The organism is Loigolactobacillus binensis (genome assembly GCF_005405165.1).
Classification (GTDB): Bacteria; Bacillota; Bacilli; order Lactobacillales; family Lactobacillaceae; genus Loigolactobacillus; species Loigolactobacillus binensis.
The window spans coordinates 1-12,600 of the sequence record NZ_BJDN01000033.1; the positions used below are offsets into that span (position 1 = coordinate 1).

Sequence of the window (12,600 nt, forward strand, 5' to 3'; positions counted from 1 at the left end):
AAGGATACACCTGTTCCCATGTCGAACACAGAAGTTAAGCTTCTTAACGCCGAGAGTAGTTGGGGGAGCACCCCCTGCGAGGGTAGGACGTTGCCACGCTATATATAATTCCGGCTTAGCTCAGTTGGTAGAGCGTCTGACTGTTAATCAGAATGTCGTTGGTTCGAGTCCGACAGCCGGAGTCGAACCATGGAGAGTTGTCCGAGCGGCTGAAGGAGCATGATTGGAAATCATGTATACGGGTATTGCCTGTATCAAGGGTTCGAATCCCTTACTCTCCGTCAGTTAATGCTGGCCCGTTGGTCAAGTGGTTAAGACACCGCCCTTTCACGGCGGTAACATGGGTTCAAATCCCGTACGGGTCATTGGAGGTTTAGCTCAGCTGGGAGAGCACCTGCCTTACAAGCAGGGGGTCACAGGTTCGAACCCTGTAACCTCCATCAACATTGGTTCCATGGTCTAGTTGGTTAGGACGCCTGCCTGTCACGCAGGAGATCACGGGTTCGAGTCCCGTTGGGACCGCTTATCATTTTAATTGGCTCGGTAGCTCAGTCGGTAGAGCAATGGATTGAAGCTCCATGTGTCGGCAGTTCGATTCTGTCCCGCGCCATTTATGGAGGAGTAGCGAAGTGGCTAAACGCGGCGGACTGTAAATCCGCTCCTTCGGGTTCGGTGGTTCGAATCCACTCTCCTCCATTTTTATAATAGGGATATAGTTCAATGGTAGAATAGCGGTCTCCAAAACCGTTGATGTGGGTTCAACTCCTACTATCCCTGCCATGGCGGTATTGGCGAAGTGGTTAACGCACCGGATTGTGGCTCCGGCACGCGTGGGTTCGATTCCCACATACCGCCCTTGAATCATATTGGGATATAGCCAAGCGGTAAGGCAACAGACTTTGACTCTGTCATGCGCTGGTTCGAATCCAGCTATCCCAGTTAAAAGTTTCAAGGTATTTGAACCTTGATGATGGCGGTATAGCCAAGTGGTAAGGCAAAGGTCTGCAAAACCTCTATCACCGGTTCAAATCCGGTTACCGCCTTTTGTTAATAAAGGTATGGTACCATACTTTTAAAATTTGATATTATGCCGGCGTGGCGGAATTGGCAGACGCGCTGGATTCAAAATCCAGTTCCCTCACGGGAGTATCGGTTCGACCCCGATCGCCGGTATCAAATAAAAACAGCATTTTTAGATAATAAAATCTAAAAGTGCTGTTTTTTTGGTCTGCTTATGGTTTTAAGACTGATACCTAGTACAAAGCCTACTAATCAAATACGTTTTTGCTGAGTCAATTGTTGCCACAAATGACGGTCATAAGATATAAGATAGTTGTTAAGCATAAAGCTCGTCATATTGATCTAAAACCTAAGTAGCGATAAACAGACGGCATTGATTGAGACGTTAGTGTCATTAGCAATGCTATATAAGGTTTAGCTCTTTAATATTGAGCGCAAATTTATTTGATATTTTGTAATTTAAGATGATGCGCCGCTTAAATTTGTAATCAGTATTTCATAAAGAATCTCAGTTTAGACCTTTAAATACAAAAAAACTGCTGCTAGTCGGCTATCTTAGCAAACTAGCAACAGAAAAATATACTTACATTATTGGCATCAGGAATCCAAACCAATGAATAGACATTTAATTTTTGAGACTGACTTTTTGCATGATTTGATAAGCGATGAACATCAAAACAAACCACGCGAGGGCAATGATCACGGATAATCTAGTTGCAGGGTCGAACAATAGGAAGACCAACACAGCTGCGAAGAACAGCAAGCTGATATAGTCAGTTACTGGGTAACCAGGCATGGTGAAGGTCTCATAGCCTGTGGGATGTTTCTGCCGGTATTTAACGTGGCACCACAATAGAATTAACCAAACAAAAACAAAGTTAATGGTGGACACGCCAGAAATCAAATTAAAGATACTGGCCGGCATTAAGTAGTTTAAAATAACGATTACGAATAAAATCGCTGAAGAAAAATGTAATGCTAAATTTGGAACGTTGTTACGGCCTAGTTTAGTAAATACTTTCGGCGCATTATTACTACGGGCAAGAGCATGTAGAGTTCGACTAGTACTAAAAATGGCGCTGTTGGTTGCGGACATCGCGGCGGTTAAAACAACAAAGTTTAAAATGCCTGCGGCTCCGGCTACACCAATACTAGAAAAGACTTGAACGAAAGGACTAGTATTAGTGGTAATATGGTTCCAAGGATAAACACTCATAATGGCGATCATAGAGCCGATGTAAAAAAGGCCGATACGAATAGGAAGACTATTGATGGCTTTAGGTAGATTAACTTCTGGATTGGTTGTTTCACCTGCAGTTAACCCAACCATTTCAATACCAACAAAGGCGAAAACGACCATTTGAAATGACATGAAGAAGCCAATAGCACCAGTAGGGAAGAACCCACCATGGCTAACTAGATTAGCAAAACCGGCGTGGCCAGTACTGACAGGAAAATGAATAATGGCTAGAACAACACCGACGATCACCAGAGCTAGAATCGCCACAACTTTGATCATGGAGAACCAGGACTCCATTTCACCAAATAGGCCTACATTGACTAAGTTGGTGACTAACAACACCAAAATAATGATCAATGGCGTTGCCCACTGGGGGAAACTAGGAAACCAGTATTTAACGTAAATGCCAGTAGCGGTTAAGTCAGCCATGGCCAAACTGATCCAACAGAACCAGTAAGTCCAACCTGCTACAAATTCCATACGTTTTCCTAGGTATACTTTGACAAAATCGAGGAATGAACTTTTACTGGTATCTGATAAAAGTAATTCACCGATAGCTCGCATAAGAAAGAAACAGAAAATACCAACGATCAAATAAGATAGAATAATTGAGGGACCGGCGGCGCGAATGGCGGTACCGGATCCTAAGAACAAACCAGTACCGATTGCACCACCGATAGCGATCATCTGGATATGGCGACTTTTCAGCGAACGAGATAATTTTTGTGGATCTTGCATAATAGCTCCTCCTATAGACTTGAAAGTGTCAATCTGACTAAGGAATTCATCGCTGCGGTGTGTGCCCGTTACATTTGAGCAACTAAAAACGCCCCTAGTGCAGATCTATATTGCACTAGGGGCGTTTGATTAACGCTGTTCCACCCAAGTTTCACAACTCATTACGAATTGCCTCTAATGATCGATAACGTGATCAATCGATAATAAAACGCCATTACTAGGTGAATTAGTTTTTCAGCTAAGACTAATCTCTCTGGACACCTATAATTAGAATAATTGTTACTCAGTTTATTAAAAAAAACATCATTTGTCAAGGCCACTATGCGGTGAAATTCGCTATCTAGCAAACTTTTTCTTAAGAATGACTAGTTTATGCGGTATGTTAGCCACAGTATTAACTGCTGACGACGTGTTTAAATAAAAAAACGGCTACCAAGTTAAACGCGCTTTTAAGCCTGTCAACTTAGGTAGCTGTTGTGTACATAACAAGTGTTATTTACAGAATATGGATCGTTTGTTTGTGATGATTAGTCGAATTTTGCGCTGCTAATGCGGCATCGTAATGACCTTGGCAAACTTGCTTTAAAACTTCATAAGAATGACAATCTTCAACTAAAATGCCGTAATCTTGCTTAGGATCCGCATAGTTATAAATAACTGCAGAAGGGTGCTTTTGAATCTGCATTTCACAAGCAACGCGCTGATCGGCTTCAAAGCTTTCGCTAGTTAACTTTGAGCGCCGATCCTCATTGAACATTTCGGCATCGAGACCACTATCTTGAACTAAACGAGCAATTAATTGATCAGTATAACGTTCATGATGAAAATTCAATGCGGTTTGTAATGCCATTAGAAATTCTTGACCACGACGTTTACCTTGAAAAAGGGCGGCCTTATAATCCAATGATGCGGCATAAATTGTTTTAAAGATTTTGTTGCGGGTGGTCAAATCGTGCAAACTATAGTTATTACGCCGCATCACATCTTCAACGGTATGCAAATTGACTAGTGGTAAGAACTGATAGTGCACAGCGGCCTGATTTTCCTCAGCAATTTTTAAAACTGAATGTTCTGCTTCTAAACAATGTTCACCCAGCGGATTAACAAATAAATAAATTTCTAACACGATTACGTCCCCCATGTCGGTTAAAACTTCCTGATAACAGTTATTTTAAATTAGCCTGTGTTCGTCTTGATTATGTGTGAATGCTTGGTATCGAACTACTATTACTTACTTTAACAAAATAAATGAAATTTTCAATTAAAAAGCATATGCACAAGATTTTCATACTGCTTTTCACCAGCAACATAATGCTGCACGGCCCGTGCGACCTTGTTTTTAACTGGTCGCTGGGCAATTTGTTGCGTCCTGAGCCAAGTAGAAAAATCAGTCAGCGTCGTTGTCGGTGCCTGAACCTCTAATTCGATTTCGTAATCTTGCGTGCCATCAGCGTAGTTAGTTTGATCTAGTACCAACAAACCACTGCTTAACTCAACTTGGCGACGAAGTGTTTGTGCGTAGCCGATTAATTGTAATTGCGCCACAGTAATGTGATATTGCTGTAATTGGCGGCTAATTTGACTGGGCTGTTGAATTTTTAGTTGTTGCTGTGCCAATGCCAGTGGCACAGCATCTGTAATCTCCCATAAGGTATGATCGCTACTGGCGGGGATCTTCAGTGTTTGCTCTGCGTGATCTTTAAATAGGCGAATACGCAGACCGCAGCCTAATCGGCGTAACTGCTGGGTGGCCGTGTCAAAATATAAATTAGTTTGGCGGAATGGTGCCGAAAAAGAATAGGTTTGTAATAATTGTTGGTATTCCTGCATCGTCAATAAATTTTTAAATTCATGTTCTTTTTGCCGGCTCATAGTCTAAAAACCCTTCTAAAAAATTCACAATCATTCAGAAACAGTCTACAATGATTATTGGGCAAAATGCAAGCAATACGCTACTGGCCGTTTTATGCTAAAATAGTTGCAGGTATAGTATGCGTTAGCCGATGAATTTTGATTAGAATTTGTCGGTTACATGAATCAAAAGGAACGGGGACAGGTGCGATGCCGAAAGACTGGGAATTATTTTTGATGCCGTATAAGCAGGCTGTAGATGAATTAAAAATTAAGTTGCGGGGAATGCGGAAGCAATTTCAGCAAGAGAATACACATACACCAATCGAATTTGTCACTGGGCGGGTCAAACCTGTCGATAGTATTATTGAAAAAATGCATCGACGCCAGATCAGTGAAGCGCTAATGGAACAAGATCTGCAAGATATTGCAGGGTTACGGATCATGTGTCAATTTGTTGAGGATATTTACCAAGTAGTCGACTTGATCCACCAACGTACCGATATGGAAGTTATCGAAGAGCGTGATTATATTACCAATGTTAAGCCTAGCGGATACCGTTCTTACCATATGGTGATCATGTATCCAGTCCAAACAGTTCATGGCGAGAAAAAGTTATTGGCGGAGATTCAAATTCGGACGTTGTCAATGAATTTCTGGGCAACGATCGAACATTCCTTAAATTATAAATATCAGGGTGAGTTTCCCGATGAAATTAATGAACGTCTGAAGCGGGCTGCGGAGGCGGCCTTTATGCTAGATCAAGAAATGTCAGCGATTCGTGAAGAAATTCAAGAAGCCCAGCAACTATTTTCTTATGGCAAAGGGCAACAATTGATCGATGGTACGATTGAACGTAATCAGATCAATGATAATGATGATGAATCATCATCACAACAGGATAGTTAGGGGATTTTGCATATGCGAATAACGGTATTTCATAATTCGAATGCTAAGTCGGTGCACGTGGCGGCTAATTTAGCGGCCAAATTAAGACAGCAAGGCTTTTCAGTAGTTAAGGATAATCCTGACATTGTGATCACCGTCGGTGGAGACGGCACACTGTTATCCGCGTTTCACGAGTATGCGCATATGTTGGATAAGGTGCGTTTTGTTGGTGTGCACACGGGGCACCTGGGTTTCTATACGGATTGGCGTGATTATGAGCTGGATGAATTGGTAGAAAGTTTGCGCCATGATGATAATCAGAAAATTAGTTATCCATTATTAGACGTTGGTGTGCGCTATGCGGATGATAATAGCACCGTCCATTATTTAGCGTTAAATGAAGCGACACTTAAACGTTTTCCGGCCACTATGGTGACTGATGTTTACATTAGTGACGAGCTTTTTGAAAGTTTTCGGGGGGATGGTCTGTGTGTTTCAACGCCAACTGGATCCACCGCTTATAATAAGTCAGTTGGCGGTGCCGTATTAAACCCGCAGCTAGAGGCGATTCAGTTAGCAGAAATTGCTTCGATCAATAACCGGGTTTTTCGCACTTTGGGGTCAGCTATTGTTATTTCTAAAGATGAATGGATCGATGTTTATCCTGAACCTAGGGCCATGGATTACGAAATGACGGTTGATCGTTTTGCGCCAAAACAACGGCCGATCAAGGCAATCAGATATCGGATCGCCAAGGAACGTATTTCTTTTGCCCGTTATCGCCACATGCATTTCTGGAACCGAGTAGAAGACGCATTTATTGGCGAAAAGCAGCACTGATGAAATTTACTTGGCAGTATCAGGGTAGTGAACCGCAAAGCGTGCGGACTTTTTTAAAGGGTCATGGTATTTCACGGACTTTGTTGAAAAAAATTAAATTTCATGGTGGTGGTTTAACCGTGGCGGATCAAGCAGTGACTGTACGCACTTTACTGGTGCCAGGGCAAATTTTGGCAGTACAATTACCACCTGAACCGGCACCGATAACTTTAACACCATCCAAACAACCGCTAACGATTGTTTGGGAGGATGCTCATTTCTTAGTGGTGGCGAAGCCTGCTCAAGTTGCATCCTTACCCAGCCATGTTTATCCGCGGGATACTATGGCTGATCGCGTACTAGGTTATTATCAACGCCAAGGCTATGCGGATCAAGGCATTCATATTGTGATGCGCTTGGATCGTGGGACTTCTGGGCTGATGTTATTTGCTAAGCACGCCTTTGGGCATACCTTATTGAGTCAACAACTAAATGACCATCAATTACAGAAAACTTATTTGGCTTTGGTCCAAGGACGTCTTGCCTATAGCCACAATCGAATCACTTTTCCAATCAAGCGTGCACCAGGTTCATTTATTGAACGGACGACTGCAGTTGGCGGGCGTGCAGCGTTGACCGAATATTGGTGTCAACAGCAATTTAAAACGGCAGCATTAGTCAAAATTAAGTTGCATACAGGACGAACACACCAAATTCGGGTTCATTTTGCCGCAATTGGGCATCCGTTACTAGGGGATGAGTTGTATGCAGGACCAACTGTTGTTAATTTAATGCGACCGGCGTTACATTGTGTACAATTACGCTTTTTCCATCCTTTTTTAGCCCGCGTTATTAGTTTAACGGCACCGTTACCTCCAGATCTGCAACGATTAATTGCTCAGGAAAACAATTACCCAGTGAAATGAGGCACAAAAATTGGCGGAAGTAGAGAATCAAGCTTGGTTAGAACAGGTTAAGCAATTAAGACAATTATTGACTGCCGCCGAGCCAACAGCATTTCGGACAACATTTTTAGAATTGCATAGTTGGGAACAGGCGCAATTTTTCCTGGGTTTAGAGCAGGCTGAACGTTTAACTTTATATACAGTTTTGACGGCTAGCGAAGTGGGTAATTTTTTTGATGATATTGATGATGATGACCAGGCGTTACCTGAGTTTTTAGCAGAAATGCCATCAAAATTTGCGGCCAAAATGTTAACTGAAATGTACACCGATAACGCGGTAGACATTTTGGAGCATTTGGATAAGGGTACGATCAACCATTTATTAGCGCAAATGCCGCAGCAATCGGCGCTTGATATGCGCCGCTTGCTGCATTATGAAGATGAAACGGCTGGGGCAATCATGACCACTGAGTTTATCGCCATCGCGGCGGATCAAACTTTAGCGGCGGCAATGGTTGCCTTACGGGCTAACGCTGCCGACGCTGAATTGATTTATTATGTTTACGTATTGGATCAGGCGCAACGGCTAGCCGGTATTATTTCGTTGCGCGATTTGATCGTCAACGATCAGCAAAAAATGGTGCAGGAAATTATGAATGAGCGGGTGATCTCGGTACAGGTAACTGATGATCAGGAAGAAGTCGCGCAAACGATCCGTGATTATAATTTTTATGCGATTCCGGTCACTGACGATGAAAATCGTTTGTTAGGGATCATTACGGTTGATGATATTATCGATGTCATCGACGACGAAGCTGCTTCTGATTATTCTGGTTTAGCCGGGGTCGATGTCGAAGATACTTCAGAAAATCCATTAAAGGCTGCGGCCAAACGATTGCCATGGTTGGTCACGTTGTTGTTTTTAGGAATGTCGACAGCTAGTTTGATCAACCATTATGAAAGTTTAGTTAGTGAAGCCAGTGTTTTAGCGGTGTTTATTTCTTTGATCACTGGGACTGCCGGTAATGCAGGGACGCAAAGTCTAGCCGTAGCGGTGCGGCGACTGGCGTTTCCAGATCAAGCGCGTACTTTCTTAAGCTCATTGCTGGCAGAAATGGTTACGGGGGTGGTCACTGGTTTAGTGACTGGCGTGACGATTACCTTAGTGGTCGGTTTTTGGAAGCATAGTTTTATTTTAGGTTCTGTGATTGGTCTGGCAATGTGTTGTGCGATCATTGTGGCTAATTTGGCTGGTAGCTTTATTCCTGGTTTAATGGCACGTTTAGGCTTTGATCCAGCAGTTGCCAGTGGGCCGTTTATTTCGACTTTAAGTGATTTAACTAGTGTGTTGATTTATTTCAGCATTGCTCAGTATTTTGTGACTTCGTTTGTACAACATTAACGTTGGTGTGTGTTTAAAAATTGTTTGCTAGAATCTGATTGATAAGTTGGCTGGGAAAGTAATTAAAAGGTGGTGTGATGAAATTATTTTGATCACACCACCTTTTTTGATTCGGAAGCAAGTTACTTGACGCGGCATCTAGAACAGGGCAAGATAGACTTACAAATTGTGTGCAATGTAATGACTGGAAAGGCGGTTTAATGATGATGCAAGCAGATGCGGATCTAAGAAAACGAATTGGTGCTGCAGCCTACGCCGTGACACAAAATGCTGCAACCGAACGGCCCTTTAGTGGGCAATACGATGATTTTGATCAACCGGGAATTTTTGTGGATGTGGTCAGTGGTGAGCCACTATTTAGTTCTACTGACAAATATGATGCTGGCTGTGGTTGGCCGTCGTTTACACAGCCGATCGCTAAAAGTCAGATCAAGCAACACTTAGATCGTTCCTCAGGCATGCTGCGGACCGAAGTGCGTAGTCAAAAGGCAGATTCCCATTTAGGGCATGTTTTTACGGATGGTCCATCTGACCGTGGTGGCTTGCGCTACTGCATTAATTCAGCGGCCTTACGTTTTATTCCGGTAGCTGATTTAGCCGCTCAAGGTTACGGTGACTATCAGACCTTGTTTATGCAGAAAGGGGAATAAACGTGGCAAAAGCAATTTTTGCAGGTGGCTGTTTTTGGTGTATGGTGCAGCCCTTTGATACACAACCAGGCATCAGTAAAGTTATTTCTGGTTACACTGGTGGCACGGTGGCGAACCCCACATACGATCAGGTGGCCAGTCATACTACTGGTCATACCGAAGCTGTAGAGATCACTTATGATCCAACGCTAATTTCCTACGCTGAATTAGTTGAAATTTATTGGCGGCAAACTGATCCCACTGACGCTATGGGTCAATTTCAAGATCGTGGTGACAGTTATCGGCCAGTGATTTATGTAAATAATGACAAAGAACGGGCAATTGCAGTTGCATCTAAAGCAAAACTAGCCGCCAGTGGTCGTTTTACCCAGCCAATCGTGACGACGATCGAAACTGCGCAGCCATTTTACCCTGCTGAAATTGAACATCAAGATTTTTATAAGAAAAATCCGTGGCGTTATCGTATTGAAGAACAGGGTGGCCGTGACCAATTTATTCATGAAAAATGGCAGGATTAGTGATTATTTGCTATTAAAAAATGAGTGCTGCGCCTAATTTAGGACGGAGCACTCATTTTAATTTTAGTCTAAGTGACCAACAACTCTGGTACCATGAATTTCATTGACTGCTAATTGAGCCGCAATTGTTGGCGCATTATCAGCGGTAATACCACCACCAGGTAGGATGATCAGCCGCTCACCGGCGGCCGCGATTGTTTGTTTTAAGTGATTTAGATCTAAGGGTGCAGACAGGGGACCGCCGTGTGTTAAGATCCGGCTGACTTGGTGTTCAGCTAACCAAGTAATAGCAGTTGCTTGGTCAGTTGCAGAAATTTCGTCAAAGGCCATATGAAAAGTAACTGTCATACCGGCTGCAGCACCTAACAGCATTTCCATTGCTTCTTCGTCGATTTGGTTAGCGGCGGTCAAGCAACCAAAAACGACACCGTCAGCGCCAAGCTGCTGGGCCGTGAATAAATCATTTTCCATCATACGTAATTCTAAATCGTTATAAACAAAACTACCACCACGTGGTCGGATCATAACGTTGACCGGCACATCTTTTTCATGCGCATAGCGTAAAACCTCAGTCATCACGCCGTGACTAACGGTGGTGCCACCGACAGCTAAATTATCACATAATTCAATGCGATTAGCACCTTGACGAATGGCCTGTGGTAAATGTGTGAAATTTTCTAAACAGACTTCCTTGATCAGCATGGTAGACTCCTTTGAAATTAAAAGTTTAAAAAGCGGACACAAACTGGCTCGGTGCAGGCAATATCCTTTTGCAGTAAGCTTAGTTTACCCGTTTTGGCGTCCCGCGAAAATAAAGTAAGATTATTGGTATTTTGGTTGGCACAGACCAAAAAGTTGTCACTAGGGTCTAATGCAAAATCACGCGGAAATTCCCCAGCAGTTGCAATTAACTGCTGCAGTTGTAAATGAGTGCCAGTGGCGTTGATTGCAAATACAGCGATAGAATTATGGCCGCGATTAGAGACGTATAGGAAGCGACCATCCTGAGAAATACGGATTGCTGCGGCACCGTTGTGGGCAGTAAAATCAGCGGGAATCGTGGTGATCGTTTGTAGATGAGTGAAACGACCTTGTGCTTTACTATAGCGCAGGACTTCCACCGCACTACCTAATTCGCCAACTAAATAAGCAATTGCTGCAGTTGGGTGAAAAATAAGGTGGCGGGGACCAAAACCTGCTGCTGTTTTGTAAGTAACCGCTGGCCCAACTTCACCATTGGCCGTGACGGTATAAGTGTGGACTTCATCGGTGCCGAGATCACAGGTAACTAAGCGCTGATCAGGTGTTAAATCAGCAAAATGAACGTGGGCGCTTTCTTGTTCAGGTTTAGGTCCGCGACCGTGGTCTGTGATGGTTGTAGCTAGTTCCAACCCACCATCTGGCAGAATTCGGTGGATCAATAATTGACCACTGTGATATTTAGCCGAATAAATGAGTTGACGAGCCTCATCAACAGCGACATAGGCCGGTGATGAGCCTGGCTGTAAGGATTTGTTGATCAATTTGGGTGCGTTGGCATCACTGAGATCGTAGGCCGCTAATCCACCAGTTTTATTTTCGGTTAAAATGCTGTACAAACGTTTAGCTTGTGACACGGCTAAATAAGTTGGATTACCTGCCGTAATATAGGCGGTGGGTTGCGCTAATTTTTGTGTAACTGGATCTAATGTGGTTTGATAAATACCGGTACCCGCGTTGCGTGTATAACTGCCTAAAAGTAAGTTGACAGACAAAAAGATGGCTTCCCTTCTACATTAATTAGAAAAAGTGTTCGATACTGCTAATCCTAAAGGCTAGCAGGAACAAGGTATTTCATTGTTTCTCTTGTTATCTTAGCATAGTCGGCTAGACCTGGGAAAGGGTTAACGAGGATTGCCGATTTGTGATACACTGATAACATTGAGCAGAAGTGGTGCAACGACTTGAAAGCGCCGCCTCGACTAATTGGAGGAAAAACTTTTATGAGTACAGTTACAAGCACAGTTACTGCGATTGGGGCTAACGCCATTGAAACCAATGATCCGTTAGTCATTTTATTTGACCAAGAGGCAACCCCAGAATTACAAGCGATCGCAGTGATTCAAGAATTTACTGAACCGACAGCGATGCAGCAGTTAACTTTAGCTGAAGGGGATACGATCACCATTGATACTAAAACGTACACGATTGCCTATGTTGGTGATGTTGCTAATCAGAATTTGCAAACAATTGGGCACATTACCTTGCTTTTTGCACCGGTACCCGCATCTGATCGTTTAGGTAATGGCGTCTATTTAACGACAACGACTAAGCCGACTTTTCACGTTGGCACTAAAATTACCTATCAAACTGATGATCGTCAATAAATTAAACCAAACAAAGGAGTTGCGACAAGTAATTCATGTCGCAACTCCTTTGTTGTACTTCCGAACAATAACAATAGGGTTAAAACTTGTTCCACAAGGCAATTTTTTTGTTGGCTATGTTTCACTTTAGCCGAATGATCATCGGCGTTCGTTTTTGGTAACACGGTTTAGCAAGGATTGAATAGCGCACTAATTCGCTAAAT

At 43.1% G+C, this 12,600-nt stretch carries 12 protein-coding genes, 12 tRNA genes and 1 rRNA gene; 20 read left to right on the top strand and 5 right to left on the bottom strand.

From position 1 onward, the window contains the following. The 13 genes from rrf to FFM78_RS12000 all read left to right on the top strand — a co-directional run. A 5S ribosomal RNA gene (gene rrf / locus FFM78_RS11940) occupies positions 1-99 on the top strand; the annotation flags it as partial. A gap of 10 nt (positions 100-109) precedes the next feature. After that, a tRNA-Asn gene (locus FFM78_RS11945) sits at positions 110-182 on the top strand. 9 nt (positions 183-191) lie between these two features. Beyond that, positions 192-281, top strand: a tRNA-Ser gene (locus tag FFM78_RS11950). Positions 282-293: 12 nt separating this feature from the next. After that, positions 294-365: transfer RNA gene (locus FFM78_RS11955), tRNA-Glu, on the top strand. A 2-nt stretch (positions 366-367) separates the two neighbouring features. Next, positions 368-440, top strand: a tRNA-Val gene (locus FFM78_RS11960). A gap of 8 nt (positions 441-448) precedes the next feature. Continuing rightward, positions 449-522 (top strand) — tRNA-Asp (locus tag FFM78_RS11965). A 15-nt stretch (positions 523-537) separates the two neighbouring features. Beyond that, positions 538-610: transfer RNA gene (locus FFM78_RS11970), tRNA-Phe, on the top strand. 5 nt (positions 611-615) lie between these two features. After that, positions 616-696 (top strand) — tRNA-Tyr (locus FFM78_RS11975). Positions 697-706: 10 nt separating this feature from the next. After that, a tRNA-Trp gene (locus FFM78_RS11980) sits at positions 707-780 on the top strand. 2 nt (positions 781-782) lie between these two features. Then, positions 783-855: transfer RNA gene (locus FFM78_RS11985), tRNA-His, on the top strand. Positions 856-867: 12 nt separating this feature from the next. After that, a tRNA-Gln gene (locus FFM78_RS11990) sits at positions 868-939 on the top strand. A gap of 33 nt (positions 940-972) precedes the next feature. Next, positions 973-1,043 (top strand) — tRNA-Cys (locus FFM78_RS11995). Between the two features lie 46 nt (positions 1,044-1,089). Further along, positions 1,090-1,173: transfer RNA gene (locus tag FFM78_RS12000), tRNA-Leu, on the top strand. Positions 1,174-1,645: 472 nt separating this feature from the next. Here FFM78_RS12000 and FFM78_RS12005 read toward each other — a convergent pair. The 3 genes from FFM78_RS12005 to FFM78_RS12015 all read right to left on the bottom strand — a co-directional run bounded on the left by FFM78_RS12005 (position 1,646) and on the right by FFM78_RS12015 (position 4,870). After that, entirely contained in the window at positions 1,646-2,998 is a 1,353-nt protein-coding gene (locus FFM78_RS12005) for an amino acid permease (protein WP_137638639.1), read from the bottom strand. 496 nt (positions 2,999-3,494) lie between these two features. Continuing rightward, positions 3,495-4,139: a DsbA family protein gene (locus tag FFM78_RS12010; RefSeq protein ID WP_223877071.1), complete on the bottom strand. Its 645-nt coding sequence runs from the start codon at positions 4,137-4,139 to the stop codon at positions 3,495-3,497. A gap of 116 nt (positions 4,140-4,255) precedes the next feature. Further along, positions 4,256-4,870, bottom strand: a complete 615-nt coding sequence (locus FFM78_RS12015; RefSeq protein ID WP_137638640.1) for a CYTH domain-containing protein — start codon at positions 4,868-4,870, stop codon at positions 4,256-4,258. A 189-nt stretch (positions 4,871-5,059) separates the two neighbouring features. On the opposite strand from FFM78_RS12015, the gene yjbM reads away from it, so the two are divergent. From yjbM to msrA, 6 genes are all read left to right on the top strand, one after another. Beyond that, positions 5,060-5,758 carry a GTP diphosphokinase gene (yjbM, locus tag FFM78_RS12020; protein WP_137638641.1) on the top strand — a complete coding sequence of 233 codons (699 nt, stop codon included), beginning with the start codon at positions 5,060-5,062 and terminating at the stop codon, positions 5,756-5,758. A 12-nt stretch (positions 5,759-5,770) separates the two neighbouring features. Continuing rightward, on the top strand, positions 5,771-6,577 hold the full coding sequence (locus tag FFM78_RS12025; RefSeq protein WP_137638642.1) for an NAD kinase: 807 nt from the start codon (positions 5,771-5,773) through the stop codon (positions 6,575-6,577). After that, positions 6,577-7,482 carry an RluA family pseudouridine synthase gene (locus tag FFM78_RS12030; RefSeq protein ID WP_137638643.1) on the top strand — a complete coding sequence of 302 codons (906 nt, stop codon included), beginning with the start codon at positions 6,577-6,579 and terminating at the stop codon, positions 7,480-7,482. The genes FFM78_RS12025 and FFM78_RS12030 overlap by 1 nt, the downstream gene beginning before the upstream one ends. A 10-nt stretch (positions 7,483-7,492) precedes the next feature. Continuing rightward, entirely contained in the window at positions 7,493-8,863 is a 1,371-nt protein-coding gene (gene mgtE, locus FFM78_RS12035; protein WP_137638644.1) for a magnesium transporter, read from the top strand. A gap of 203 nt (positions 8,864-9,066) precedes the next feature. Then, entirely contained in the window at positions 9,067-9,513 is a 447-nt protein-coding gene (msrB, locus tag FFM78_RS12040; RefSeq protein ID WP_137638645.1) for a peptide-methionine (R)-S-oxide reductase MsrB, read from the top strand. 2 nt (positions 9,514-9,515) lie between these two features. Continuing rightward, positions 9,516-10,031, top strand: a complete 516-nt coding sequence (gene msrA, locus FFM78_RS12045; RefSeq protein ID WP_137638646.1) for a peptide-methionine (S)-S-oxide reductase MsrA — start codon at positions 9,516-9,518, stop codon at positions 10,029-10,031. A gap of 63 nt (positions 10,032-10,094) precedes the next feature. Here the strand turns inward: msrA and FFM78_RS12050 are convergent, their stop codons facing one another. Together FFM78_RS12050 and FFM78_RS12055 are read right to left on the bottom strand one after the other, a co-directional pair. Continuing rightward, positions 10,095-10,733: a copper homeostasis protein CutC gene (locus FFM78_RS12050; RefSeq protein WP_137638647.1), complete on the bottom strand. Its 639-nt coding sequence runs from the start codon at positions 10,731-10,733 to the stop codon at positions 10,095-10,097. Positions 10,734-10,750: 17 nt separating this feature from the next. Next, a complete protein-coding gene (locus FFM78_RS12055; RefSeq protein WP_137638648.1) occupies positions 10,751-11,785 on the bottom strand; it encodes a lactonase family protein in 1,035 nt (344 codons plus the stop codon). A gap of 228 nt (positions 11,786-12,013) precedes the next feature. Here FFM78_RS12055 and FFM78_RS12060 point away from each other — a divergent pair, with 228 nt between their 5' ends. After that, positions 12,014-12,397: a PTS glucitol/sorbitol transporter subunit IIA gene (locus FFM78_RS12060; RefSeq protein ID WP_137638649.1), complete on the top strand. Its 384-nt coding sequence runs from the start codon at positions 12,014-12,016 to the stop codon at positions 12,395-12,397. The last annotated feature ends 203 nt before the right edge of the window (positions 12,398-12,600 follow it).

Bases quoted from the DNA above. Each gene is read 5' to 3' on its own strand.
- FFM78_RS12005 (WP_137638639.1), bottom strand. From the start codon at position 2,998: ATGCAAGATCCACAAAAATTATCTCGTTCGCTGAAAAGTCGCCATATC.
- FFM78_RS12010 (WP_223877071.1), bottom strand. From the start codon at position 4,139: ATGGGGGACGTAATCGTGTTAGAAATTTATTTATTTGTTAATCCGCTG.
- FFM78_RS12015 (WP_137638640.1), bottom strand. From the start codon at position 4,870: ATGAGCCGGCAAAAAGAACATGAATTTAAAAATTTATTGACGATGCAG.
- yjbM (WP_137638641.1), top strand. From the start codon at position 5,060: ATGCCGAAAGACTGGGAATTATTTTTGATGCCGTATAAGCAGGCTGTA.
- FFM78_RS12025 (WP_137638642.1), top strand. From the start codon at position 5,771: ATGCGAATAACGGTATTTCATAATTCGAATGCTAAGTCGGTGCACGTG.
- FFM78_RS12030 (WP_137638643.1), top strand. From the start codon at position 6,577: ATGAAATTTACTTGGCAGTATCAGGGTAGTGAACCGCAAAGCGTGCGG.
- msrB (WP_137638645.1), top strand. From the start codon at position 9,067: ATGATGCAAGCAGATGCGGATCTAAGAAAACGAATTGGTGCTGCAGCC.
- FFM78_RS12050 (WP_137638647.1), bottom strand. From the start codon at position 10,733: ATGCTGATCAAGGAAGTCTGTTTAGAAAATTTCACACATTTACCACAG.
- FFM78_RS12060 (WP_137638649.1), top strand. From the start codon at position 12,014: ATGAGTACAGTTACAAGCACAGTTACTGCGATTGGGGCTAACGCCATT.